The 24,289-nt window shown below is 61.6% G+C and carries 28 protein-coding genes; 12 read left to right on the top strand and 16 right to left on the bottom strand.

The window, feature by feature from the left end; genetic code table 11:
• Window positions 1–46: 46 nt before the first annotated feature.
• Window positions 47–1,057: an AraC family transcriptional regulator gene (locus A4C63_RS23930; protein WP_063914916.1), complete on the bottom strand. Its 1,011-nt coding sequence runs from the start codon at window positions 1,055–1,057 to the stop codon at window positions 47–49.
• Between the two features lie 168 nt (window positions 1,058–1,225).
• Here A4C63_RS23930 and A4C63_RS23925 point away from each other — a divergent pair, with 168 nt between their 5' ends.
• From A4C63_RS23925 to A4C63_RS23915, 3 genes are read left to right on the top strand one after another with little or no spacing between them, the layout of a single operon-like run.
• Window positions 1,226–2,410: an acetyl-CoA C-acyltransferase family protein gene (locus A4C63_RS23925; protein ID WP_025338698.1), complete on the top strand. Its 1,185-nt coding sequence runs from the start codon at window positions 1,226–1,228 to the stop codon at window positions 2,408–2,410.
• A gap of 13 nt (window positions 2,411–2,423) precedes the next feature.
• Entirely contained in the window at window positions 2,424–3,272 is an 849-nt protein-coding gene (locus A4C63_RS23920; protein ID WP_063914915.1) for a 3-hydroxybutyryl-CoA dehydrogenase, read from the top strand.
• A 12-nt stretch (window positions 3,273–3,284) separates the two neighbouring features.
• Window positions 3,285–3,866 carry a TetR/AcrR family transcriptional regulator gene (locus A4C63_RS23915; RefSeq protein WP_063914914.1) on the top strand — a complete coding sequence of 194 codons (582 nt, stop codon included), beginning with the start codon at window positions 3,285–3,287 and terminating at the stop codon, window positions 3,864–3,866.
• Between the two features lie 109 nt (window positions 3,867–3,975).
• On the opposite strand, the gene A4C63_RS23910 is transcribed toward A4C63_RS23915, so the two are convergent.
• The 5 genes from A4C63_RS23910 to A4C63_RS23890 are packed head-to-tail and all read right to left on the bottom strand — an operon-like array spanning window position 3,976 to window position 10,474.
• Window positions 3,976–4,353 carry a response regulator gene (locus A4C63_RS23910; protein ID WP_009686481.1) on the bottom strand — a complete coding sequence of 126 codons (378 nt, stop codon included), beginning with the start codon at window positions 4,351–4,353 and terminating at the stop codon, window positions 3,976–3,978.
• Window positions 4,354–4,396: 43 nt separating this feature from the next.
• Window positions 4,397–5,623, bottom strand: coding sequence for a hybrid sensor histidine kinase/response regulator (locus A4C63_RS23905; protein WP_063914913.1), 1,227 nt, complete (start codon window positions 5,621–5,623; stop codon window positions 4,397–4,399).
• Window positions 5,593–6,192 carry a chemotaxis protein CheB gene (locus A4C63_RS23900; RefSeq protein WP_063914912.1) on the bottom strand — a complete coding sequence of 200 codons (600 nt, stop codon included), beginning with the start codon at window positions 6,190–6,192 and terminating at the stop codon, window positions 5,593–5,595. Before A4C63_RS23900 ends, A4C63_RS23905 begins: the two co-directional genes overlap by 31 nt.
• Entirely contained in the window at window positions 6,189–7,010 is an 822-nt protein-coding gene (locus A4C63_RS23895) for a protein-glutamate O-methyltransferase CheR (RefSeq protein ID WP_063914911.1), read from the bottom strand. The genes A4C63_RS23900 and A4C63_RS23895 overlap by 4 nt, the downstream gene beginning before the upstream one ends.
• Complete coding sequence (locus A4C63_RS23890; protein ID WP_063914910.1) at window positions 7,007–10,474, bottom strand: response regulator; 3,468 nt, start codon at window positions 10,472–10,474, stop codon at window positions 7,007–7,009. The genes A4C63_RS23895 and A4C63_RS23890 overlap by 4 nt, the downstream gene beginning before the upstream one ends.
• Window positions 10,475–10,724: 250 nt before the next feature.
• Here A4C63_RS23890 and A4C63_RS23885 point away from each other — a divergent pair, with 250 nt between their 5' ends.
• The gene (locus A4C63_RS23885) at window positions 10,725–11,075 is read left to right on the top strand and encodes a response regulator (protein ID WP_063914909.1); all 351 of its coding nucleotides are present in this window, start codon (window positions 10,725–10,727) and stop codon (window positions 11,073–11,075) included.
• A gap of 122 nt (window positions 11,076–11,197) precedes the next feature.
• On the opposite strand, the gene cobF is transcribed toward A4C63_RS23885, so the two are convergent.
• Together cobF and A4C63_RS23875 are read right to left on the bottom strand one after the other, a co-directional pair.
• Window positions 11,198–11,947 (bottom strand): precorrin-6A synthase (deacetylating), encoded by a 750-nt coding sequence (gene cobF / locus A4C63_RS23880; protein WP_063914908.1) that lies wholly within the window; start codon window positions 11,945–11,947, stop codon window positions 11,198–11,200.
• A gap of 67 nt (window positions 11,948–12,014) precedes the next feature.
• Complete coding sequence (locus A4C63_RS23875) at window positions 12,015–13,304, bottom strand: OprD family porin (protein WP_063914907.1); 1,290 nt, start codon at window positions 13,302–13,304, stop codon at window positions 12,015–12,017.
• 362 nt (window positions 13,305–13,666) lie between these two features.
• Between A4C63_RS23875 and A4C63_RS23870 the strand changes: the two genes are divergently transcribed.
• The 3 genes from A4C63_RS23870 to A4C63_RS23860 all read left to right on the top strand — a co-directional run bounded on the left by A4C63_RS23870 (window position 13,667) and on the right by A4C63_RS23860 (window position 15,119).
• Window positions 13,667–14,026 carry a histone-like nucleoid-structuring protein, MvaT/MvaU family gene (locus A4C63_RS23870; RefSeq protein ID WP_063914906.1) on the top strand — a complete coding sequence of 120 codons (360 nt, stop codon included), beginning with the start codon at window positions 13,667–13,669 and terminating at the stop codon, window positions 14,024–14,026.
• A 225-nt stretch (window positions 14,027–14,251) separates the two neighbouring features.
• Complete coding sequence (gloA, locus tag A4C63_RS23865) at window positions 14,252–14,779, top strand: lactoylglutathione lyase (RefSeq protein WP_063914905.1); 528 nt, start codon at window positions 14,252–14,254, stop codon at window positions 14,777–14,779.
• 97 nt (window positions 14,780–14,876) lie between these two features.
• A complete protein-coding gene (locus A4C63_RS23860; protein WP_063914904.1) occupies window positions 14,877–15,119 on the top strand; it encodes a hypothetical protein in 243 nt (80 codons plus the stop codon).
• A gap of 126 nt (window positions 15,120–15,245) precedes the next feature.
• Here the strand turns inward: A4C63_RS23860 and A4C63_RS23855 are convergent, their stop codons facing one another.
• The gene (locus A4C63_RS23855) at window positions 15,246–16,067 is read right to left on the bottom strand and encodes a shikimate 5-dehydrogenase (protein ID WP_063914903.1); all 822 of its coding nucleotides are present in this window, start codon (window positions 16,065–16,067) and stop codon (window positions 15,246–15,248) included.
• Window positions 16,068–16,229: 162 nt separating this feature from the next.
• Here A4C63_RS23855 and A4C63_RS23850 point away from each other — a divergent pair, with 162 nt between their 5' ends.
• Window positions 16,230–16,574 carry a hypothetical protein gene (locus A4C63_RS23850; protein ID WP_063914902.1) on the top strand — a complete coding sequence of 115 codons (345 nt, stop codon included), beginning with the start codon at window positions 16,230–16,232 and terminating at the stop codon, window positions 16,572–16,574.
• A 93-nt stretch (window positions 16,575–16,667) separates the two neighbouring features.
• Complete coding sequence (locus A4C63_RS23845) at window positions 16,668–16,850, top strand: hypothetical protein (protein ID WP_028613209.1); 183 nt, start codon at window positions 16,668–16,670, stop codon at window positions 16,848–16,850.
• 197 nt (window positions 16,851–17,047) lie between these two features.
• On the opposite strand, the gene A4C63_RS23840 is transcribed toward A4C63_RS23845, so the two are convergent.
• Complete coding sequence (locus A4C63_RS23840) at window positions 17,048–17,413, bottom strand: hypothetical protein (RefSeq protein WP_063914901.1); 366 nt, start codon at window positions 17,411–17,413, stop codon at window positions 17,048–17,050.
• Between the two features lie 163 nt (window positions 17,414–17,576).
• Between A4C63_RS23840 and A4C63_RS23835 the strand changes: the two genes are divergently transcribed.
• On the top strand, window positions 17,577–18,401 hold the full coding sequence (locus tag A4C63_RS23835) for a S24 family peptidase (RefSeq protein ID WP_063914900.1): 825 nt from the start codon (window positions 17,577–17,579) through the stop codon (window positions 18,399–18,401).
• Between the two features lie 273 nt (window positions 18,402–18,674).
• On the opposite strand, the gene A4C63_RS23830 is transcribed toward A4C63_RS23835, so the two are convergent.
• Window positions 18,675–18,998, bottom strand: a complete 324-nt coding sequence (locus tag A4C63_RS23830; protein ID WP_063914899.1) for a DUF1654 domain-containing protein — start codon at window positions 18,996–18,998, stop codon at window positions 18,675–18,677.
• Window positions 18,999–19,234: 236 nt separating this feature from the next.
• Between A4C63_RS23830 and A4C63_RS23825 the strand changes: the two genes are divergently transcribed.
• The gene (locus A4C63_RS23825; RefSeq protein ID WP_063914898.1) at window positions 19,235–19,909 is read left to right on the top strand and encodes a polysaccharide lyase family 7 protein; all 675 of its coding nucleotides are present in this window, start codon (window positions 19,235–19,237) and stop codon (window positions 19,907–19,909) included.
• Between the two features lie 428 nt (window positions 19,910–20,337).
• On the opposite strand, the gene A4C63_RS26620 is transcribed toward A4C63_RS23825, so the two are convergent.
• The 4 genes from A4C63_RS26620 to A4C63_RS23810 form a co-directional block, all read right to left on the bottom strand.
• The gene (locus A4C63_RS26620) at window positions 20,338–20,511 is read right to left on the bottom strand and encodes a hypothetical protein (RefSeq protein WP_172827554.1); all 174 of its coding nucleotides are present in this window, start codon (window positions 20,509–20,511) and stop codon (window positions 20,338–20,340) included.
• A 412-nt stretch (window positions 20,512–20,923) separates the two neighbouring features.
• Entirely contained in the window at window positions 20,924–21,202 is a 279-nt protein-coding gene (locus tag A4C63_RS26905; RefSeq protein WP_256202975.1) for an N-acetyltransferase, read from the bottom strand.
• A 299-nt stretch (window positions 21,203–21,501) separates the two neighbouring features.
• Entirely contained in the window at window positions 21,502–21,936 is a 435-nt protein-coding gene (locus A4C63_RS23815) for a MarR family winged helix-turn-helix transcriptional regulator (protein ID WP_063914896.1), read from the bottom strand.
• Window positions 21,933–22,358, bottom strand: coding sequence for an SRPBCC family protein (locus A4C63_RS23810; RefSeq protein ID WP_063915016.1), 426 nt, complete (start codon window positions 22,356–22,358; stop codon window positions 21,933–21,935). The genes A4C63_RS23815 and A4C63_RS23810 overlap by 4 nt, the downstream gene beginning before the upstream one ends.
• Before the next feature lie 360 nt (window positions 22,359–22,718).
• Here A4C63_RS23810 and A4C63_RS23805 point away from each other — a divergent pair, with 360 nt between their 5' ends.
• Entirely contained in the window at window positions 22,719–23,372 is a 654-nt protein-coding gene (locus A4C63_RS23805; RefSeq protein ID WP_063914895.1) for an HAD hydrolase-like protein, read from the top strand.
• 728 nt (window positions 23,373–24,100) lie between these two features.
• Here A4C63_RS23805 and A4C63_RS23795 read toward each other — a convergent pair.
• A partial coding sequence (locus A4C63_RS23795) for an integrase core domain-containing protein (protein ID WP_156510922.1) occupies window positions 24,101–24,289 on the bottom strand: 189 nt, incomplete at its 5' end.

The following is a 24,289-nucleotide window of genomic DNA, read 5'->3' as shown; positions in this document are numbered from 1 at the left end:
CCTGTGGGAGCGGGCAAGCCCGCGAAAGGGCCGGTGCAGGTAAAGGCTACCGCCCGGCCAATCGCGCCCGGTAGCTCCCGGGGCTCTGCCCGGTCCACTTCTTGAACGCCCGGTGAAACGCACTGGGCTCCTGAAACCCCGTCTGCTCGGCAATCTCGGCAATGCTCAACTCCCCTTCGCGCAACCGCTCGAAGGCCATTGCCCGGCGTACCTCATCCTTGATCTGCTGGTACGAACGCCCCTCCCGCTCCAGCTGCCGACGGAAAGTACTGGCACTGACCCCCTGCTGCTGCGCCAGCGCCGCCAGCGTCGGCCACTGCCCATAGCGCCGCGCCCGCAGGTGCCGGTACACCTCGGCCACCAGCCCGTTCTGGTTGCGAAAGCGAATCACCAGCCCCTGGGGCGCGCTGCGCAGGAAGGTTTTCAGGGCCGCCAGGTCCTGCACCACTGGCAGGCGCAGGTAGGCGCTGTCGAACTCCACTTCGGTGCGCCCGCTGCCCAGGCGCAGGTCCGGCCCCCACAGCAGCAGGTCGTCCTCCTGGGCCGGGCGCGACACCGCCAGCTCGGTGCGGTCGATGGCGATCCGCCGCCCGGCCAGCCAGCACAGCATGCCAATCATCAGCACCAGGTAGGTTTCCTCGGCATACACCCGGGTCAGCGGGTCGGCAATGCTCGACTGCACGCTGATCAGCGCCCGCCCGCCGCGCACCGTCAGGCTGCCGCGCAAGTCACGCAGGAACAGGCCGAAACCAGCCATGCACTGGCGCAAGGCTTTCTCCAGGTTCGGCTCCAGGATCAGGCCCCGGCAGATCAGGGCGAAACTGCCCGGCGGCATGCCGTGGCTGTCGAGACGGAAAAACTCGTCGTCCAGGCGCTGGATCAGCGCCAGCCACAGCTGGGCGAAGGCTCTGGCCGGTACACGGGCCTGGGGCTGCTCGAGCAGTTGCGGGTCGATGCCCACCGCACGCAGCTGCGCATCGCGTTCGGCGGGGCAATCGCGCAGGGCATGGAGCATGGCATTGAGGAAGTACACGGCGACCGAATCGCTATCGCGCATGGCGGTTTTCGCTGTCTATGCTGAGTGGCAAAAAGTGCCAGGTTGTTTGAACAGTTCCGGCATAGGCTGCAACAGAGCCTTTGCCTAGACTCGGACCCACTCCGGGATCGCCGGCCATTCTCGCAGAGCCTGGCCCCGTCCCGCCATGCCTTCGCAATCGGAGCCCCTATGAGCAGCGCAGAAATCTACGTCGTCAGTGCCGTCCGTTCAGCCATTGGTGGCTTTGGCGGTTCCCTCAAGGACCTGCCGCTGGCCGACCTGGCCAGCGCGATCACCCGTGCCGCCATCGAGCGCTCGGGCGTGGCCGCCGAGCAAGTCGGCCACCTGGTGATGGGCACGGTGATCCCCACCGAACCGCGCGACGCCTACCTGGCCCGTGTAGCGGCAATGAACGCCGGCATCCCCAAGGAAACCCCGGCATTCAACGTCAACCGCCTGTGCGGCTCGGGCCTGCAGGCCATCGTCTCGGCGGCCCAATGCCTGCTGCTGGGCGACACCGACGTGGCCGTGGCGGCCGGCGCCGAATCCATGAGCCGTGGCCCGTACCTGCTGCCGCAGGCACGCTGGGGCGCACGCATGGGTGACCTGCAAGGCATCGACTACACCGTCGGCGTGCTGCAGGACCCGTTCGAACACTTCCATATGGGCATCACTGCCGAAAACGTTGCGGCCAAGCACGGCATTACCCGCGAAATGCAGGACGAACTGGCCCTGACCAGCCAGCGCCGCGCCGCCCGCGCCATTGCCGAAGGCCGCTTCGCCAGCCAGATCGTTCCGCTGGAACTGAAAACCCGCAAGGGCAGCGTGCAATTCAGCACCGACGAGCATGTGCGTGGCGAGGTGACCGCCGAGCAACTGGCGGGGATGAAGACAGTATTCAAAAAAGACGGCACCGTTACCGCCGGCAACGCCAGTGGCATCAACGACGGCGCTGGCGGCCTGGTACTGGCCAGTGGTGATGCGGTACGCCGCCTGGGCCTGAAGCCGCTGGCACGCCTGGTGGGCTACGCCCATGCCGGCGTCGAGCCTGAACTGATGGGCCTTGGCCCGATCCCGGCCACCCGCAAGGTGCTGGAGAAGACCGGCCTGAAGGTACAGGACCTGGATGTGATCGAGTCCAACGAAGCTTTCGCCGCCCAGGCCTGCGCCGTGGCCCGCGAACTGGGCTTCGACCCGGAAAAGGTCAACCCCAACGGCTCGGGTATTTCCCTCGGCCACCCGGTGGGTGCCACCGGCGCGATCATCGCCACCAAAGCCATCCATGAGCTGCAGCGCATCCAGGGCCGCTATGCCCTGGCCACCATGTGCATCGGCGGTGGCCAAGGCATCGCCGTGGTCTTCGAGCGCGTCTGAGGGAGCCTGACACATGAGCATTGAACAGATTGCCGTGATCGGCGCCGGCACCATGGGCAACGGCATTGCCCAGGTGTGTGCGGTGGCCGGCTACCAGGTGCTGCTGGTGGACGTTTCCGACGCAGCGCTGGAGCGCGGCGTGGCCACCTTGAGCAAGAACCTCGAGCGCCAGGTCAGCAAAGGCACCCTCGACGCCGACAAGGCGGCAGCCGCCCGGACCCGCATTCGCACCAGCACCGACTACACCCAGCTGAGCGGCGCGCAGCTGGTGATCGAGGCCGCCACCGAGAACCTGCAGCTCAAGCAGCGCATCCTGCAGCAGGTAGCCGCCAACGTCGCCGCCGACTGCCTGATCGCCACCAACACCTCGTCGTTGTCGGTCACCCAGCTGGCAGCCAGCATCGAGCACCCCGAGCGTTTCATTGGCGTGCACTTTTTCAACCCGGTGCCGATGATGGCGCTGGTCGAGATCATTCGCGGCCTGCAGACCAGCGACAGCACCTACGCCCAGGCGCTGGTGGTAACCGAAAAAGTCGGCAAGACCCCGATCACCGCTGGCAACCGCCCGGGCTTCGTGGTCAACCGCATCCTGGTGCCGATGATCAACGAAGCGATCTTCGTGCGCCAGGAAGGCCTGGCCAGTGCCGAGGACATCGACACCGGCATGCGCCTGGGCTGCAACCAGCCAATCGGCCCGCTGGCCCTGGCCGACCTGATCGGCCTGGACACCCTGCTGGCGATCATGGAGGCCTTCCATGAAGGCTTCAACGACAGCAAGTACCGCCCTGCCCCGCTGCTCAAGGAAATGGTCGCGGCCGGTTGGCTGGGGCGCAAGAGCGGCCGCGGTTTCTTCACCTACTGAGGAGCGAACGCCATGCCCCCGGTCAATGCCGCGATGCGCTGTGCCAACTTTGAAGAGCGACGTGACCGGGCCATGGCGCTGTTTGCCGAAAAGGGCTTTGGCCAGGTCAGCATGCGCGAGCTGGCGGCCCATGTGGGGCTGACCGCGGGCTCGCTGTACCATCACTTCCCCAGCAAGCAGGACTTGTTGTACGACCTGATCGAGGAGTTGTACGAGGAGTTGCAGGCCACCCTGGACCAAGGGCGCCGGGCCATGGCTCGCGGGGCGTCGGCGTTGAGCTGCCTGATTGCCGCGCACTGGCAGCTGCATGCCGAGCGGCCCATGCAGTTTCGCCTGGCGGAGCGTGACTTCTGTTGCCTGAACGACGACCAGCAGGCGCGTCTGGCCTTGTTGCGCAAGCGCTATGAGGCAGGGTTGCTGAGGTTGATCGCACCGCAGGCGAAGTTGCAGGGGCAGGCTCTGGTGGCCACGGCGCATGTGGTGGCGACGCTGCTGAACCAGTTGCCGGGGATGTTGAAGGCCTTGCCCGAAGAGCAGGGGCTGGGGCTGATGGAGAACATGCTGGTGGGTGGGCTGGAGCGGACCCTGCGCTAGCCTGTACCGGCCTCTTCGCGGGCTTGCCCGCTCCCACAGGAAACCCGCAGGCTTCAAGGTTTGCACAGGACCTGTGGGAGCGGGCGCGCCCGCGAAGAGGCAAACACAGTCAGCGCAGGAGTGCCTGGATCTGCTCGTGCAAGGTATCCAGGTCGAACGGCTTGGCCAGGATCGGTGCCTTGCGGGTGATCGGGCTGCCTGACTCGAGAATCTCCGCCGGGTAGCCGCTGATGAAGATCACCTTCAGGTCCGGCCGCAACTTCACCGCCGGCTCGGCAATCTCCACCCCGGAAATTCCGCCCGGCAAGCGGAAGTCCGTCACCATCAGGTCGAGGTGCGGCTTGCTCGCCAGGATCGCGAACGCCTGCTCGCCATCCTCGGCCACCAGCACGTGGTAGCCCTCGCCTGCCAGGTAATCACGCAGAATCATGCGAATCGCCGGTTCGTCCTCGACGACCAGTACCACATCTTGTGCATCTTCACTCATGTCAACGCCTTGAATACTTACACCTGGCCATCAGACCCCAGGCTCAGGCAGAGGTTGCCCGTGCCTGGTCGTTTTGTTGTTCGTAGGTTGCCAGTGGCAGTTGCAAAGTGAAGGTGGCGCCTTTGCCCTCTTCACTCTCGACCAATATGCGCCCGCCGTGGGCCTGGACGATCTGTTCCGATATGTAGAGCCCCAGGCCCAACCCACCACTGGCCCGCTGGGTGGCGACCCGCTCGAACTGCTGGAAGATGCGCTGCTGGTTAGCTGCGCAGATGCCAATGCCATGGTCCTGCACCTGCACGCACGCCAGGCCGTCCTGCTCGAACACCCGCACCTGCACTGGCTTGCGCTCGCCATAACGCAAGGCATTGGACAACAGGTTGGCCAGCACCTGCTCGATGCGAAACTCGTCCCACTCGCCCTGCAGCGGCTCGCAGCGTTGCAACTCTATATGGGTGCCCAATGCGGAGGCCTGGGCAGCAAAGTTCTCCACCAGGCCACGCACCAGTTGGCCCAGGTCGAACGCTTTGGGCCGCAGCGACAGTTTACCGGTACGGATACGCGACACATCGAGCATGTCTTCGACCAGGCGGATAAGGCTGTTGATCTGCCGCTCGTCGCGCTCGACCATGGCCTGCAGCTTGTCGCCACTGAAGGCGGCCAAGTTGCCACGCTTCAGGTGCAGCTTGCGCAGCTGGGTTTCCAGGATCAGGCCATTGAGCGGGGTGCGCACCTCGTGGGACACGATCGACATGAAATCATCACGCATGCGCACGGCATGCTCCAGTTCACCCCGCGCCTTTTGCAGCTGGGTCAGCAGCAGTTCCTGCTCCTGGCGGCTGCGTTCAAGGGCTTGCAACTGGCGGTCGAGCACCTTGCGCTGGCGGTACAGGTCGACGAACACCGACACCTTGCTTTTTACCGCCAGGGTGTCGAGCGGCTTGTGCAAAAAGTCCACCGCACCGCTTTCATACCCCTTGAACGCGTAGTTCATCTCGCGCCCGGCGGCGGTGACGAACACGATGGGGATGTTGCGGGTCTTTTCCGTGCCGCGCATCAGCTCGGCCAGCTCGAAACCGTTCATGCCCGGCATCTGCACGTCGAGGATGGCCAGGGCGAACTCGTGCTCGAGCAACAGCGACAACGCTGCCTCGGCCGACTGGGCTTGGTGCACCTCGCGGCCTTCGCCCTGGATCAGGGCGTCGAGGGCCAGCAGGTTATCTGGCAGGTCGTCGACGATCAGCAGTTTGGCGATGGTGTGGCTTGGCATGCGCTGGGTTCCAGGGCGGCGAGCAACCGCTCGATGCCACTCAGAGTAAGAATATGGTCGGGCTGGTGCAGGGCCAGGGCGGCCTCCGGCATCAGCGCCACCTGTGCGTCACAAGGGTCCTGGACCACAGTCCGGCCCCCATTGTGCTTGATATAGGCCAGGCCTTCGGCACCATCCTCATTGGCACCGGTGAGCAGCATGCCCAGCAGGCCGGCACCGTAGGCATCGGCCGCCGACATGAACAGGTAATCGATCGCCGGCCTGGAAAAATGCACCGGCGGCTCCTGGCTCAGCGACAGGGTCAGGTCACGCTCCACCGACAGGTGGTAACCTGGCCCGGCCACGTATATTTGCCCGGCGAGCAGCGGCTGCTTGTCACGGGCCTCGCACACTGGCCGCTGCAGGCGGCGCTGCAGCACCTCGGCCAGTTGGCTGTGGCGGCCATCCGGCAGGTGCAGCACGCATACCACCGGGATGGTGACGCTGGCCGGCAACGCGCCCAGCACGGTGAGCAGCGCCGTCACGCCGCCCGCCGAGGCGCCGATCACCACCGCGCGCACGCCGTTCATGCTTTGCGGTAGATCCGTTCGGGCTTGACCAGCGGCTCGAAGCGCTCGCTGTAGGCGGAAAAGTCCACCGATTCCTTGCTGCCCAGCACCAGGAAGCCGCGGTGGCACAGGGACTCATGGAACAGGCCCAGGGCGCGGTCCTGAAGTTCCTTGTTGAAGTAGATGAGCACGTTGCGGCACGACACCAGCTGGGTTTCGGAAAACACGCTGTCGGTGGCCAGGCTGTGGTCAGCGAACGTCACATTGTCGCGCAGGGTGCTGTCCATGATGGCATTGCCGTAGGCCGCCGTGTAGTACTCGGCAAAGTCGCGCCGGCCACCGGCGATACGATAGTTTTCGGCGTACTCGCGCATGTTCTTCATCGAGTAGATGCCCTGCTTGGCCTTGTCCAGCGAATGCGGGTTGATGTCGGTGGCGTAGATGATAGTGCGTTCCAGCAGGCCCTCCTCGCGCAGCAGAATGGCCATCGAATACACCTCCTCGCCCGTGCTGCAACCGGCAATCCATACCTTGATCGACGGCCAGGTGCGCAGCAGCGGCACCACTTCGTTGCGCAGCGCCACATAGTGCCCCGGGTCGCGGAACATCTCGCTGACCGGGATCGTCAGGTACTGCAGCAACTGCATGAACATGCCGGGGTCGTGCAGCACCCGCTCCTGCAGCGCCGACACCGTCAGGCATTCGAACTGGCGCAGCGCATGCAGGATCCGGCGTTTGATTGAGGCGCCAGAATAGTTGCGGAAATCGTAGCTGTACTTGAGGTAGATGGCCTCGATCAGCAAGCGGATTTCGATATCGGTGTTACGTTCGCTAGTCAAATTCGCTCCAGTTGCGGCAGCCACACACGGATCAGCGAGAACAAGCGGTCCAGGTCGATCGGCTTGGCCAAGTAATCGTTGGCGCCGGCCTGCAGGCAACGCTGCTGGTCATCCTTCATCGCCTTGGCGGTCACGGCAATGATCGGCAGCTTGCGCCAGCGCGGTTGCTGGCGGATCAACCGGGTGGCCTCGAAGCCGTCCATTTCCGGCATCATCACATCCATCAGCACCAGGTCGATGTCGTCATGCTGCTCCAGGCGCTCGATGGCCTCGCGGCCGTTGCGGCCGATTTCGACGATCGCGCCCTTGTGCTCCAGCGCGCTGGTCAGGGCGAAAATGTTGCGCACGTCATCGTCCACCAGCAGCACCTTGCGGCCTTCGAATACCTTGTCGCGGCTGCGCGCGGTCTTGAGCATGCGCTGGCGTTCGTTGGACAGTTGCGACTCGACCTTGTGCAGGAACAGCGTCACTTCGTCGAGCAGGCGCTCCGGCGAGCGGGCGCCCTTGATGATGATCGAGCGCGAGTACTTGAGCAGGTCGGCTTCTTCTTCGCGGGTCAGGTTGCGCCCGGTATACACGATCACCGGCGGGAAGGCGCGGATGTCCTCGGCGGTCATGCGCTTGAGCAGTTCGTTGCCGAGCATGTCCGGCAGCTTGAGGTCGATGATCATGCAGTCGTAGATGTTATCGCGCAGCAACGCCAGGGCATCCTGGGCCATGGCCACGGCGGTGATCTCGACATCGTCGTCGCCGATCAGGCGGGCAATGCTCTCGCGCTGCAGGTCGTCGTCCTCCACCAGCAGGATGTGCTTGAGCTTCTGGGTCAGCTTGGCCTCCAGGCGGGCGAACACTTCCTTGAGTTGTTCGCGGCTGGTGGGCTTGACCGCGTAGCCGACGGCGCCCATGTGCATGGCCGCCTCGACCCGGTCTTCCACGGAAATGATATGCACCGGGATGTGCCGGGTGCTGGCCTGCTCCTTCAGGCGTTGCAGCACGGTCAGGCCGGAATGGTCGGGTAGGCGCATGTCCAGCAGGATGGCATCGGGGATGTACTGGGCGGCCAGCTCGAAGCCCTCGTCGGCGCCCTGCGCCACCAGGCAGCTGTAACCCAGCTCGTGGGCCAGGTCGAAGAGGATGCGGGCGAAGTTCGGTTCGTCCTCGATCACCAGGATGCAGCGGTTGCCGAACGGCGCGCGCTCGCGGTCGTCGGCGAACGCTGGTGCCGGGCGTTTCGGCGCCGCAGGCACCTGTGCCTGCGGCGCGGGTGGCAGGCTATCGACCGCCGGGCGCAGGCTGACCGCCTGGATATCCTGCGCCACACGCTCATAGCGCTCCGGCAGGATCAGGCTGAACACGCTGCCCTGGCCGGGGCTGCTGTCGACGCTGATCTGCCCGCCCAGCAGGTGTGCCAGGTCGCGGGAAATGGACAGGCCCAGGCCGGTGCCGCCATAACGGCGGTTGCTGGTGCCATCGACCTGGTGGAAGGCGCCGAAGATCGCCTGCTGCTGGTCGGCGGCGATGCCAATGCCGGTATCGCGCACGGCAAAGACGATGCCGGTGCCGGGCTGATAACCGATATTCAGGCTGACCTGGCCGCGCTCGGTGAACTTGATGGCGTTGGACAGCAGGTTCTTGAGGATCTGCTCCAGGCGCTGGCGGTCGGTGAACAGCGTGGCCGGCACCTGCGCCTCGGCAGTCACCTCGAAGGCCAGGCCCTTGTGCCCGGCCAACGGCTCGAACATGCCACGCAGGCCTTCGACCAGGCGTTCCAACTGGGTGCTTTCGGGGCGCACTTCGAGCTTGCCGGCCTCCACCTTGGCGATATCGAGAATGTCATTGATCAGGCTGAGCAGGTCGTTGCCGGCCGAGTAGATGGATTCGGCGAACTTGACCTGCTCGTCGCTGAGATTGCCCTCGCCGTTCTCCGCCAGCAGTTTGGCCAGGATCAGCGAGCTGTTCAGCGGTGTGCGCAACTCGTGGGACATGTTGGCGAGGAACTCGGACTTGTACTTGCTCGAACGCTGCAGCTCCTCGGCGCGCGCCTGCAGCTCGTCCTGGGCCTGGAGCAGTTCGTCGTTCTTGCGGTCCAGCGCCTCGGTGCGCTCGCACAGCTGCTCGTTGGTCTGCTCCAGCTCCGCCTGCTGGGTTTCCAGGTGAGCCTGGGACTCCTTCAGCACGCGGGATTGCTCCTCCAGTTCTTCGTTGGCGGTTTTCAGCTCTTCCTGCTGCACTTGCAGCTCTTCGTTCAGTTGCTGGGTCTCGGCCAGCACTTCCTGCAGGCGCTGCCGGTAGCGAGCGCTTTCGATGGAGATGCCAAGGTTGCCAGCGACCCGCTGCAGCAGTTCCTCGTCACGCGCCTGCAACGGCCGCAGGAAGCCCAGCTCCAGCACGCCGTTGACCTGCCCGTCGTTGCTCGCCGGCATAAGCAGGGCACTGCGCGGCAGGCCCCGGCCCAGGCCGGAGCTGAGGTGGAAATAGTCTTCGGGCAAGTCTTCCAGGCGCAGCACCCGCGCTTCGCGCACGGCCTGAGCCAGCAGGCCCTCGTGATCGCCCAACACCTGCTCGCGGGCCTGTTCCTGCGCATCCAGGCCATAGCTGGCCATACGCACCAGGCGGCCATGCTCGTCGCGTACGTACAACGCGCCAACCACGCAGCCCAGGTAACTGGCGAAGAAACGCAGGATGTTGTCACCGAGCATGGGCAGGGTCAGTTGGCCCAGCACCTGCTCGGCCAGTTGGGTCTGCCCGTTGCGCAGCCAGGCCTGGTGCTCCAGGCGCTCGGCCGAGCGCTGCTGGGCCTTGAGGTTTTCGTCATAGGTAGCCGACAACGCCAGCAGGTCGCGCCGCCCGAGGTAGGCCAGCAAGGCGCTGAGGCCGACGATGAACAGCACGAAGGACGATATGACCGTGATGGTTACATTGCTGACCTTCTGGTTACGTGCCATACGCAGCTGTTGTTCGCTGCCGATCAGGCTGTCGAACTCCTTGCGGATCTCATCGGTCAGGCGCTTGCCGCGGCCGCTGCCGATCGCGGCGCGGTAATCACCCTGGCTGCGGCGCAGGGCGATCATCTCGTTGGCGAAGGCGTTCCAGGCCTGCTGCAGGGCGATCAGCCGGTCGATGCGTTCGACCTGTTGCGGGTTGTCCTCGACCATGCCGCGCAGGCTCTGCAGGCTGCCGAGGATGCGCGGCCTGGCCACTTCGTAGGGGTCGAGGAAACGCTCCTCGCCGGTGAGAAGGAAGCCACGCATGCCGGTCTCCATGTCGATCGACAACTTGACCGTTTCGTTGGCACTGCCGATCACCTGGTCGGTGTGCTCGACCCACTGCATGGCCGAAAGCAGGTAGTTGATCACCGCGACAAAGGCCACGGCCCCCAGCAGGCCCACCCCCAGGGGTAGGCCGACGTTGCGGCTCAACAACTTGCGGAAGCTTCGCTGGTCCATCAAGGCTGCTTGCATCATGTGAGAACGCCCGAGCTAGAAAAGTCCATTAAAAGGTGTGGCGGATCAGTTGTTGTCGTCATCTGCCACTGTGTCGTCCCTGTCAAGCGAGTCTAACCAGCTTTGCCGGGTCTGGCAGGGCATTTAGCCAGTATTTGAAGGCGGCGTGCGCCAATCGTTCCATCTGATTGCCGGGCCCGGTATTCTCGGGAACTTCTGCTGCCGTCCGGTGCACAGATTAAAGACATTCATTTTGCACAGGATCCTGACCATGCACCTTCTGGTAGTCGAAGACGACGACATCGTACGCATGTTGATGGTCGAAGTGCTCGACGAGCTGGGCTACGCGGTCATCGAGGCGGAGCATGCCAGCGCGGCGCTGTGCATTCTCGAGGACCCGGGCCAGGAGCTGGCGCTGATGATGACCGACGTGGGGCTGCCGGACATGCGCGGCGAAGAGTTGGCAGCCAAGGCGCGCGAACTGCGGCCGCTGTTGCCGGTGCTGTTCGCCAGTGGCTATGCCGACAGCGTCGACGTGCCGGAGGGCATGCACCTGATCGGCAAGCCGTTCGGTATCGACCAGTTGCGGGAGAAAGTGCAGGCCATTCTGGGTAACCCTTGAAAACTGCGGCGCCTGCTTCGCGGGCTTGCCCGCTCCCACAGGGTCACCACAGTTGCTGAGTGCAGTGGAATACCTGTGGGAGCGGGCGAGCCCGCGAAGAGGCCGGCACAGGATGTAGCTGACTACAGCTCCCTGCGCAACAGGTAGGTATCCATGATCCACCCCTTGCGCGCCCTCTCCCGCTCACGCACTTCCAGTATCTGCGCCTTCACCGCCTGCAACGGCCCGGCAATCAGCACCTCATCCTCGGTCCCCAGGTACGCGCCCCAGTAGATCATCAGCGCCGGGTCATCGAGCCGGGCAAACGCGCACTGCCCATCTAGCATCACCAGCACATTGTCGATCTGCCCCTGCCCGGCCAGGCGCCGCCCTGGCAACACGGTCAACGGCTCACCGATACGGTTGAGCGGCACCTGATGACGCGCCGCCAAGGCCTGCACGCTGCTGATCCCCGGAATGACCTGCAGCCGCAGCGCCACACCGCGCTCACGGACCAAGTCAAGAATGCGCAGTGTGCTGTCGTACAGCGTCGGCTCGCCCCACAGTAGAAAAGCACCGGTTTCCCCAACGCCAATCTCCTGCTCGATCAGCTGGGCATACAGCGCCGCACGCTGCCGGTGCCAATCCTGCACCGCGCCCAGGTAGTCATCCGCCCGGCCATCGCGTGCAGGGTCGGCCACCTGCACCAGGCGGTAGCCACCCTCGGGGCGATAGCGTTGCAGGATGGCCTTGCGCAGGCGCACCAGTTCGTTCTTGTCGCTGCCTTTGCACAGCACGAAGAACACACTGGCCTGACGCAGCGCATCGACCGCCTCATAGGTGACCTGGCGCGGGTCTCCCGGGCCGATGCCGATCAACAACAGGTCTTTCATTGCCCAGCCCTTTGCGGGAACCAGCAGCCATTGTCAGGTGGCTGCCGGTATTTGGCAAAGCGACCCGTTAGAAGATGGAGAAGTTGTAGCTGACAATGACCCGTGTCTCGTCCATGTCACGCGCCCACTTTTCATAGTTGCTGCGGTAAGTGGAATTACGCAGGCGCACGCTGACGTCCTTGAATGTGCCACTTTGCACCTGGTACTTGAACTCGGTGTCGCGTTCCCACTCTTTGCCTTCGGCCGTGCTGCCTGGCACCTTGATATTGTCACCGTTGATGTAACGGGTGAAGAAGGTCAGGCCGGGCACACCCAAGGCCTTGAAGTCATAGTCATAACGCACCTGCCAGGAGCGTTCCTGGGCGGCGGCGAAGTCGTTGACCTGGGCATAGTTGACCAGGTACGGGTTGGTGCCATCCAGGTATGGCATGGCACTGTCGCCATACATGCGCTGCCAGCCGGCACTGAGTTTGTGGCCACCCAGGCTGTAGCCGAGCATGCCGCTGAACGCGCGATGGTCGATTTCGCCGGCGCGGGCATTGCCGATGTCATCACTCTTGATCAAGCGCAGGTCGGCCGACAGGCTGCCCACCGTCAACGGCTGGCTGGCCACCAGGCCGAGGAAGTGCTGGCGGTAGATGTTCTCCAGCTTGGCCACCTGGTACTGGGCACTGAACCGCTCGTTGAAACGGTAATCGACGCCGGCCAGGTCAAAGTGGTCAGCCTCGATATCGCAGGCATAGCGCTTGTTCTTGCAATGCACGCGAATGTCCTGGCGGTCGGTGGAATCCCGTGCGGTGTACTTGTCCAGACGGGCCAGGGTGAACTTCAGGTCGCGCACTTCTTCGGAGGTGAGCATGGCGCCATGGAACATGGTTGGCAGCAGGCGGCCATCGTTGTACTTGAGCAACGGCACATCCGGCATCATCGAACCGTACTTGAGCACGGTATTGGAAACCTTGGCCTTGGCCGCCAGGCCCATCTTCGCGTACTGGTCCGCCGAGTGCCGCGGGTCGTGACCGGAAGACGGCAGCAGGCCGCTGTTACTGTCAGCCGGGCTGGAGTCAAGTTTGAAGCCGAACATGCCCAGCGCATCCACGCCAAAACCTACCGGCCCCTGGGTATAACCTGACTGCACATTGAGGATGAAGCCTTGTGCCCATTCTTCGCGTTTGGACGCACCCTGGCTGGAACTGCTGTGGCCGTCACGAAAATCCCGGTTGAAATAGACATTGCGTGCTTCGACCTTGGCACTGCTGTCTTCAAGAAAACCGGCGGCCTGGGCATTGACGCCGGCACACAACAGGAACAGGCCGGCAACACGACGCCCGGGGGCGAGGGGAAAAGGGGCAAACATGCGAGAAAACATCCAGAATCAAGGCGGGTAAACAACCTGTGGCACGTGCTGGCCACGGTACTGCGAGGGGACCGAACAATAGCCGGCCATCATCTGATGATGATCGCGCAAAGGCTCTGGCACGAGCCATTGGACCATGGTCTAGGCGCGCAACCAGGCAACCGCGAAAAAACAGGGAAATACCGCACGCAAAACTAGGAAAGTTCCCGGCTTACTTACAAAAAGTTTGCAGTTTACCCAGTACCCACGAATGACTACACTCGATATCAGCGAACAGCGGAACCCACCCGCGTGGCCGGCGTTTTTATTCTTCTTCAATGTTCGTCACGCCTTGCCACGACCGACGTACAGGAGTGATTACAGTGTCCAGACTTGCAGAGTTTCGTGCTGCCGAAAAAGCGCTCCAGGAACAGATGGCGCAACTGGAAGCGTTGAAAAAGGATGCCGGCCTCAAACGCGAAATCGAATTCGAGCAGAAACTAGTCGGCCTGATGAAAAGCTATGACAAGAGCCTGCGCGATATCATCGCCATCCTCGACCCGAAGGCCGTGGCCCGGGTTTCCAGTGCAGCACCCAAGCAACAGCGCCGCCCGCGCGTGGTGAAGGTTTACACCAACCCGCACACCGGCGAGCGGATCGAGACCAAAGGCGGCAACCACCGCGGCCTCAAGGCCTGGAAAGAACAGTACGGAGCCGCCACTGTAGAAAGCTGGGTACGCTGATGAAACGTCCACACGCACTTCACACTTTTTTCACAAGGGCTGGCTCAGTATCGAGACAGCTAAAGGACTAGCGACCCCATCACGCGCCCGCACATGCGGGCCTCTAATTCCGGCGCCCTGCCTCGTGCAGGGCGCTTTCATTTGCGCAATCGGCGCACTGCCGTATCATGGCCAGCCTGTCTGTTTTGCCGGCGCCCTGCGCCCGGCCCCGTCTCAGGAGTTCCCATGAGCCTGCACGATCTGCAAACCCTGCCTGGCGTCACCGCACAACCGGATGCCGCCACCGCCCAGTTCGTCTTCAACCACACCATGCTGCGGGTCAAGGACATCGAGAAGTCCCTGGACTTCTACACCCGCGTGCTGGGCTTCCGCCTGGTGGACAAGCGCGACTTCCCCGAAGCTGCCTTCAGCCTGTACTTCCTGGCCCTGGTCGACCCTGCGCAGATCCCTGCCGATGACGGCGAACGTCACCAGTGGATGAAGTCGATCCCCGGCGTGCTGGAACTGACCCACAACCACGGCACCGAAAACGATGCCGAGTTCGCCTACCATAATGGCAACACCGACCCACGCGGCTTCGGCCACATCTGCGTCTCGGTACCGGACGTACGCGCAGCCTGCGCGCGCTTCGAGGCACTGGACGTGCCCTTCCAGAAACGCCTGCAGGATGGGCGCATGAACTACCTGGCCTTCATCAAGGACCCGGACGGTTACTGGATCGAAGTCATCCAGCCGACCGAGCTCAAAGGCTAAGCGTTCATCGCGGCTCACTCGTCGGGCCGGGAACTCCCGGCCCCTTGCTGTGGTATATGAAGGTAACTGCTTCACATGCCACAGCGAGGTAAGGACGATGCAATCTCTTCACTGTGAATACCGCAAGCACACCATCACCGCCAGCGTGATGCCCCACCCCGACTCCCCCCTGCCCTATGCCGCCGGGTGCCTGATCACCGACCCCGACGGGCACACCAGCAAGCGCATGTCGATGCCGATGAAGTTCTTCTCCGACCTTGAGAATGCGCAGCATGTGTCGCTGGCCCATGGCCGGGCGCTGGTCGACCAGCAGCTGGATGAAGGACACAAGGTGTTCTGACCTTGTTAATGCCTGTGCCGACCTCTTCGCGGGCTTGCCCGCTCCCACAGGAACCTCACAGAATCTGAAATCTGTGCAGTACCTGTGGGAGCGGGCAGGCCCGCGAAAGGGCCGGCACAGGAGTAATCAGATATCCCGGGCGTACGCCACCGCCGCCTCCACCTGCGCCCGTGTCGGCCGCACCCCGGTGTACAGCACGAACTGCTCCAGCGCCTGCAGCGCAATCACCTCCAGCCCGGTAATTACCGGCTTGCCCAACGCCTGCGCCCGCCGGATCAAAGGTGTGTGCGCCGGCATCGCCACCACATCGAACACCCGCTCCGCCGCAGCGATGGCGTTCTCGGAAAATGCCAGCGCCTCGGCCTCCGGCCCGCCCGCCATGCCGATCGGCGTCACGTTCACCAGCATGGGCGGGCACAGGTCCCCCAGCTCCCGTACCCAGCGATAACCGCACACATCCGCCAGCTGCCGCCCAGCCTGCTCATTACGCGCAACGATGATGCCTTCGGCGAACCCGGCATCGCGCAAGGCACTGGCCACAGCCTTGGCCATGCCGCCACTGCCGCGCAAGGCAAACGCCGTTGTCGGGTCGACCTGGTGCTGTTCCAGCAACTGGCGCACGGCCAGGTAATCGGTGTTGTAGGCCTTCAGGTGGCCATTGGTATTGACCAGGGTATTGACCGACTCGATGGCCGCCGCCGACGGGTCAATTTCGTCGACCAGGGCCATGCAGGCTTCCTTGTACGGCATCGACACCCCGCAACCGCGGATACCCAAAGCGCGGATACCTGCCACCGCCGCCGGCAGGTCATCGGTGCGCATGGCCTTGTAGTAGAAGTCCAGGCCCAGCTGCTGGTACAGGTGGTTATGGAACCGCACACCGAAGGTGCCAGGGCGGCCGGCCAGGGAGATGCACAGCACGGTGTCTCTGCTGGGAGTTGTCGACATAACCTGCTCCTTTGTCATAACTGAAACGTTTGTGCAGCGTAACAGAGACAACCACTGGTCGTCCCTTACACAACCTTTACCGTTCCCCTGTGCTCAGCTGACAGAGAGTGGAGTCATAGTAATAGGACCCCACACTTGGGGTGTTCTTGCGAGGGTTGCTTCATGAACCGTCACATTCCCGGAATCGCCCTGCTGGTCGGTGCCCTGGCCATCAGCGGGTCCGCTGTCGCCCACGGCGGCCATGGTCATGGTGGTTGGTATGGCCCGGGCCCGCTGCTGGGTGCGGCCGTGGTTGGTGCCGTGTTCGGGGCGACGGTTTATGGCGGACGCGACCGTACCGTGTACGTCGAGCGCCAGCCAGTCTATTACGCGCCACAGCCGGTGTACGTGCAACCACCGCCACCACCGGTGTACTACCAGCCGTACTACGTGCCGGCGCCACCGCCCCCGGGCTACCGCACCTACTATGGCCCGCCTCCGGTGTATTACGGCCCGCCGCGCTGGTAGATGTTGATGGAACCAATGACCACTATCGAGGAAGTTAATTTCAAACCGCCGCGGCTGCTGCGTAAGGTAGGGCCATGTTTACAGGAGGTCCACATGGCCACTATCCAGATCATGTCCGTTGTCGGCAGCGCCGTCCCCACCTCACTGCGTGAGCAGGGCCTGCTGGCTTGCTGGTATCTGGTGCGCAACGGCGAAGCCGTAAGCGGCCCGATGCCGACCCTGGCCTCGGCCCAGGCCCTGGTCGAACAGTTGCAACCAGGCACCCTGGTCGCCTGACCCGTATTTGTTGTGCGTTGCTCCCTACGCCCTTCTGGCCCGCCTATCTGGCGGGTCTTTTTTTGCTTGCCGAGAGTTGTGTGGCGCCTGTGAGATCGAGCCCCCCGGCAGCGGCAGAGTCTGATCGAGCCATGTTGTCTCCACACAGAAACAGCCCATAGCATGGGCGTGGACAGAATCTGTCTTGCGGGCCGCCTTCACTCACCTTGCTTCCCGCGCAGGCGGGCGATCCCCTCGCCCTGGACGGTGACTTGCCGGGGCAGATGGCCGCGCCGACTGGTCAGCGCTTCGATCTTGCCTTCCAGGCGCCCTATGGTTACCACCAGCTCATTGCGCTCCTTGGCAAACTGATCGGCCCTGGCCTGCGCTTCTCTTCGGGCGTCACGCTCGATATCGAGCAGCTCGTTCAGGCGCCGGACCACGCCAATATCAGCAGTGTCCATGGCACGGTCAGCCGCATCCCTGGACAGCCACTTGCGCAGCCAGAGGAATGCGCCCAGCAACACGGTGCCTGTTCCGCCCAGCCAGGTGACGGTGCCTGGGCCGAGGTCAGTCGGATCCATGAAAACCTCATTACGGATGGTGATGTCGTAAGCCCCGGAGAACGACCTCTCGGTGGCTTCCCTTGTCTGCATAATTAATTTAGCTTGAAGCTAACATCGCAACAAGATAAATTTAGCCCTTCGCACATTTAGCAGTAAGCTAAACACTGGCATGCTTCGCCTCATGGACATCTATGAAATTCGCAAGCACAACCTGGTCAAGCTGATCGGCAACCAGAGAAAGGGATCCTGCGCAGAGCGCTGGGGGATGGCGCCTGCGCACCTGAGCCAGATCCTTTCGGACAAGACAGCGAAGAACCTGGGCGATGACGTGGCCCGCAGAATCGAGGGCATCGAAGGCTTGCCGCGGGGGTGGTTCGACGCAATGGCAGCGGGCGACTTGGCGCAGGCGCCAGTCGAGTCTGGCGACAGCAAGCTTTCCGCTGCCGACCTGGTCAAGCAGATGCTTGCCAGAAGCGGCAAAGGCATCCCCGAAGAAACCCGGCAAAGGCTATTGGCCGCCGCCGAGGAGCCGGCAGACTCGACGCTGGTAAAGGCTGAACCTGTTCGGCCAGGCCTGGTGGGCGACGAAGTTTGGATTGCCCACTATGACGTCCGGGCGGCCATGGGCGGCGGGCAGATCCCCCACGACTACCCCGAGATGTTCAAGGATGTTCGCGTCAGCCCAAGCCACCTGCGCGAGCTGGGCGTGGAGTTCAGCGAGCACCACCACCTGAAGATGGTGACCGGCTGGGGCCAGTCGATGGAACCGACCATCAAGCACCGCGACCCACTGATCGTGGACGTCAGCATCCGCGAGTTCGTCGGCGATGGAATCTACTTCTTCTCCTGGGGTGACCACATCTACATCAAGCGGCTGCAGATTGCTGACGAGGACCACTTTGAGATGATTTCCGACAACTCGCGGCACAAGGACCGCATGATTCGTCGGGAAGAGACCTACATCCAGGCCAGGGTGCTGCTGGTGTGGAATGCGCACCTTGTGTAAAGCGAAACCCATCACGACGACGTAAGCCGTTCACTCACCCAATTGGGCTGTCTTGTGGCCTTTGGCGGGCAAGCCCGGCCCTCATGGAACTGCACATGACTCATTGAATCAGCAGGGCCCCCTGTGGGAGCGGCGTTAGCCGCGAACACCGGCGCAGCCGGTGCCATGCACCGCGTTGGATTCTTCGCGGCTGAAGCCGCTCCCACAGGGTACGCGGACCGTTCTCTGCTCGAGGCTTGCACCGTACCTGTTGGAGCGAGCTTTTTCCGATACTCAGAAAGGTGCCGCCTCCTCAATCTGCTGTTCGCTGTCCTGCTCGACGACAAAGTCGTCGCGTTCCTCCATGCTGCTGCGCTCCCAGCGCACCGTCACACTCTCGTCGTCGTTGAAGGTCAGCGCCAGCTCGGGCGTCTCGGCCAGCAGGCCCATCACCTCCTCCCACTCGGCATCACCATCGGTATCCAGACGATGCACTGTTACCCAGCGCTGCGTCTGCGCGAGCGGGTGGTTGATCATCGCTGACACCCGCAAGCTCAGCCGCTCTATTCCGGTCATTTCCTGGCGCTGATGGGGCGTCGACTTCACGTGCTTAGACATATTCTTATCCTGACTGCTGTATATTCGTACAGTATTCAAGGAAAGCTTATCCCACCGCCAAATCAAGCGTAAAGCCCCCGCTGCGGAAAATTTTCGCCAACAGGTAATTTGTCGCCAAGCGAAATAAATTTAGCCTTAAGCTATTGACCGTCATTTAGCGAATGGCTAAATTTCACTTCGACAGCCGCCACCGTGCTGCTGCAGCGCAAACCGCCATTTTTATTCAGGAGCCTCCCATGAGCGTAAATATCAGCAACCTCACCATCGCCGTTCCTGTAGCCGAGTCGTCGATCAGCCCCGTAGCGATCGAACTCACCGGCACTGAAGCGATCGCTCAATACCCGAGCTATGTGACAGTGCTCAGCGATGGTTCGATTCAGTTGTTTGCCCCCACCAAAGGCGCTTCGAGCAAAAGCACCCACAGGACCCGTTGCGAGTGGTCAGAAACGGAATACTGGCCCCTGAACAGCGCCCAGGATCACTGGAACCGCCAGACAATGACGCTGACCAAAGTCAACTGGGCGCAGAAGGTGGTCATCGCGCAGATGCACGTCTTTGGAGACGACAGCCCGCCCGTGAAGGTGTTCTGGAAGAAAGGCGAAATCACCCTGGGGTTTCGGCGGACCTACAACCAGACTGACCCGATAAACTCGACGGTGCTGAAGGGTGTCCCGCTGGGGGCAAAGTTCGAGGTGAGCATCCACGCTACCTCGGCAGGCGTGGTCACCGTTACGGCCAAGTGCAACGGGGTGACCGGTTCATCCGGCGATCTACGGTTCGACAGCACCTGGGCTTCGCGGCTATTCGAGTTCCACGGCGGGGTCTACAACCAGGTGGACTACACCGATACGACGCCCGCCGATGACGGCTCGATCTGCATCATCAGCGACCTTGCGCTGATCCATGCCTGAGCCGAGGGAGCCGGCAAGACATCCCGATGCCCTGTATCCAAAGCGCAGGCCGCATCGGGATAGCGGTGAATTGCTTCACCTGATGGCTGCGTTTTTTCTTACATCAGGTGCCGCTTGGCGGTGAGCCGCCGCCAGGTGCTGCATACAAGCTACGTTCAATGTTCGGGCGGGTTCTCGATGGCCTTGGCACCGTGCACATACATGTCGCTCCAGCGATCCATACCACCGGGCCAGCATTGGCCCAGAAGAGGATGCACCCATGGCGACAATCGACACGCGGTCGCTTGCACAAAGATTCCAGAATCACAGCTTGCAATCCAGGCTCTTGATGATGGGTTAAATTCAGATGTTCCTGGAAATGCCCAGCCTGTAGCCGGGCATTTCCATGGAGGCATGATTCAGCTGCGTTTCGGTGTAGATTGCATGCCTCATGCCTTTGCAGTGCGCTCGCTTGCCCATGAGTTCTTCGGCTTGAGTGCTGATGTTCCGCTCACGCCAGCGGGAATCTGTTCGATATTGCCACCGCCACGAATGAACAGCTCAATTTGCTCGCTCAAGCGCCGATGTGCACGCTGCGTTTCTGGAGAAAAGGTCGGGTGCATGGTTGTTACCTCGGTCCAGGGCCAGGAAAAAGGCCCGAATCCCACTATACACGCTTTGGAAATTTTCCTTCGAAATGCTCGCCTGATCCCGTAATTTGAAAGCACGTTTCGACCTTACTTTCACGGGCAACCAGCATGCCCAGCGAGCACGACGGGCAGATAGCAGTCCCCCGGACCAACCGGCTGATGCTTTCGAGGGATACCAGGCCGGCGCCGTCACGCGTCTGAACACACTGTTCGGGCCTGTTGATCAGGGGTGGGCACTTTTGCCGCGTCGTGGATGCGTGCCGACGGCATCAACTATGAAGACCCGGGCATGACAGAACGGTTACATCATCGAGCCGATCGACTGGTGCGCGCCCCCGAGACACCGGTACGCGCTACCCGCCTCTTCCGCGAACTTTCGACGATATCAGGGGTAGTGCTTCACAAAAATTATCTCGGGGTCGCCCTCATCCAGATTCTCGACATAACCGCTCTCTATGAAGCCGAACTTTCCGAGCAGTTTTTTCATCGGTTCATTGGAGGCATTTGTCGACGTGAACAATTTTGCGGCCCCGCACTGGGATTGCAGGGTGCGGAGGATGGCGGAACCGACGCCATGACGGCGCTGCGAGTCCCTCACCATAATGAGGGGGATGAATGCGTGTCCAAAGAACGAAAAGTCAAGAACACCATACCCCAGCACCATCGACGCATCGCGAGCTTCCGCGGCGATCCAGCATTGGCCGGCAGTGACAGCCTGCGCAACGAACGCTCGGCGCATTGGTTCTCGCTTGGCGATTGAGTCCAGATCGACCAACCTGCCGATATCGCTGTTCGAGGCGAGCCGTACAGTTAACTGTGACGTCATTGTTATACCGTGAAATGGGCCTGATTTCGCAGTGTAATCGTTCTGATCAGCACGATGTCACCTGCCTCCATCAGTCACCAGCAACGTGTGGCACCAGGATGACAATCTTGCCTTTGGCAAACACCTCCAGAAGCCCTTCAACCTCGGCACGCGGCTTTATGAAAGAACGCTGTGTCGAACGCTTCAACAACCGGCATCGCGATGCGCAACCGAGCAAGCCCCTCCTTGCTGAGTGATAGCAGGTTCGCGCGGTGATCTTGAGGGTCTATCCGTTTCTCGACAAGCCCATCTTTTTCCAAGCGAGATACGATCTGCGAGATGTGCATACGGTCCATGCCGGTGAATCTCGCGATACCCTGTTGAGTAATCTGCTCACTATTGCGCGTCAACCAACCGCACACAGCCAGAATCGCGAACTGTGGCTGAGTGAGCCCCAGTGGATTCAACAGCGCATTGAGTTGTCGCTGCCAATCCAGGAATTCGCGCCAGAGTCGGAACCCCGGGCTGCTGCTCGGCCCTGCGTAGGCAGATCCACTCCACTTTTCATCAGTATCCAGACGGCCTGCACTCATGGTGCGCTCACTCGGGCTTCACTGGCACGCTTGAGACCTAGCATCGTGTTAGGCAACGAAGCCTGAATCGACCTGCCAACCAAATATCGAAACAAAAAGCTCAGAGGGCCTTTGAATTCGACCCAGTGGGTTGCAACAGTTGATCCACTACTCGACGACAAGCTGTGCCCGAACCACATGCGGCACAACGGCAACCTGGCCTGCACCGAGAATGACATGCCTTGCGTCACCTCCACGATCTGAATGTTGGCCTTAGGTCCGCTCCTGGGCTTCAGCCACCCCTTGGATCCAAGCTTCAGACCATCGGGCAAACTTGCCCCAGCCACCTCTGGATCCCAGTCGCCCCAGCGGGCAGCGTCCTGATACAGGCGGAAAACGCGCTCAGGCTCAGTATTGATTTCAACGGACGCTTTGATTTGCACGACGCGCTCCCTGGATCGTTTATCGAAGCCATATAGTAAACACATTTACAATCATGAACCAGCAGGAAACACTCAGGCCCCCACCAACGCCATTCACACAGGCCATCTCACCAAGTACGGCTGCGGTGCGCCCATCGGGATCTTCGATCAAGGCGACCTGATCGCCCAGCTCAGCCAGCCAGGCTTGCGGTAGCCCCCGACTTGCCGGTACTCCCTAAGAATTCTCCGTTCAAGCGCCCGCCCTGCCTTGATCGGAGATACCGGGGCAAGAATAATGCGACCGCCAATCGGGTGAGTTGAACACCCTGCACAGGCAAGCCCCTTGATACGGCTGCCTGCACTCCAGGAAGGAATCCTTACATGTCATACCGGCTTGCAATTTTCGACTTTGACGGCACACTCGCAGACTCCTTTCCATTCTTCGTTTCAGTATTCAATCAAATTGCTGACAAGCACTCCTTCAACCGGATCCAACCAGAAGAGCTGGACTCTCTACGCAAGCAGGGGGCTCGGGAGATCATGTCTCATATCGGAATGCCTCGCTGGAAGCTACCTCTAGTGGCGCGAACTTTTATGGGGCTGATGAAGAAGCATCGAGGCTCAATCCAGCTGTTTGAGGATATCGCCAATACGTTGAGCCATCTTGATGAGAAGGGATTGATACTCGCAGTAGTGTCTTCCAACTCCAGAGAGAATGTCATGCAGGTCCTGGGTTCCAGCTGTCGACATATCCAGGCCTTCGAGTACGGGGCTTCCATTTTCGGTAAGGCATCGCGCTTGCGCCGGGTCATGCGAAAATTTTGCGTGGCAAAAGAAGAGGTTATCTATATAGGCGATCAACCTACGGATGGTGAAGCAGCATCAACTGCCGGCATCGCCTTCGGCGCGGTTGCGTGGGGATACGGGACATATGAAGCATTTCAAAACCTTCAATCCCATGCGTGGTTCGCCGATGTAAACGAACTACGGCGACTGGCAGATAGCCATGACCATCTGGACTCCTCCCCAAGTTAGTTAACTGCTCGCGTTGATATTGCTGACGTCGGTCCATGATTAACTGTTGCCTCACGTCGACCACCAACACCAAACCCGTTGAAAACGGAGCGTGCGGGGACAAGCCCTACGGCAAGCATCATCATCCCAGGGTTTTGGTGTCATTGCGCAGGACGGAGTACAGCCGGGACGCGACCAGCAGAGGCCGAGCAGCTTGCTGTACTTGAATACGACGTTGCCAATAGGCGGGCAAATTTTTCGTCCCAGAGAATCAGGAAGCAGCTGAACACGACCATAATGACTATTCCATGCCGCGTGGAGAATCTCGCCGCTTCTGTGCCAGGCCTCTCCCTATTGGCTACTTCGTACTTGGCTGCTTGTGAATCTCCAGACGCTGTGCATCCCTGGCAAACCATACACCAACCGCAATCACCATCAGGCATATGAACACCACGTCCCATGCTCTGTGCTCAATGGCCGCCAAGATCGCGAAAAACTGCAGGGCGCCAGCCCACCATAAAAACGGTCTGATTTTCGAGTAGCGCATAGCTCACCTCACCACGGCCAACTACCCAGATTTTAGTCGATTTCGACGAGGTACCCCCATGCCCACAGAGACCCGACCCAGCAGATGAAACCAGATCTTTACTGCATCCTTTTCAATTGCAGGCACACAAATGCAACGATGTGCCCAATGGCAGGCATGAATCCAGCCGTCATTGCAGGCTTGGTCGGGCACTCTGTAGTGGTCAACTAATCCCGGAGACCGGATTACGTGTTTCCTCGGCAATCGCCGGAGGTAACCCACCGTTGAACTGATGCGGTCGCTCCCAGTTGTAGCGCTGCATCAGAAACCTGCCGATGTCCTGCTGTGCCTGCGCAGCACTCATGTAGCCCACACTTGGCACCCACTCCGTTTTCAGGCTGCGGAACAAACG

It is taken from the genome of Pseudomonas sp. p21 (assembly GCF_001642705.1).
GTDB lineage: Bacteria > Pseudomonadota > Gammaproteobacteria > Pseudomonadales > Pseudomonadaceae > Aquipseudomonas.
The sequence above is the reverse complement of the archived record's forward strand: the minus strand, read 5'-3'. Positions and strand labels throughout refer to the sequence as shown.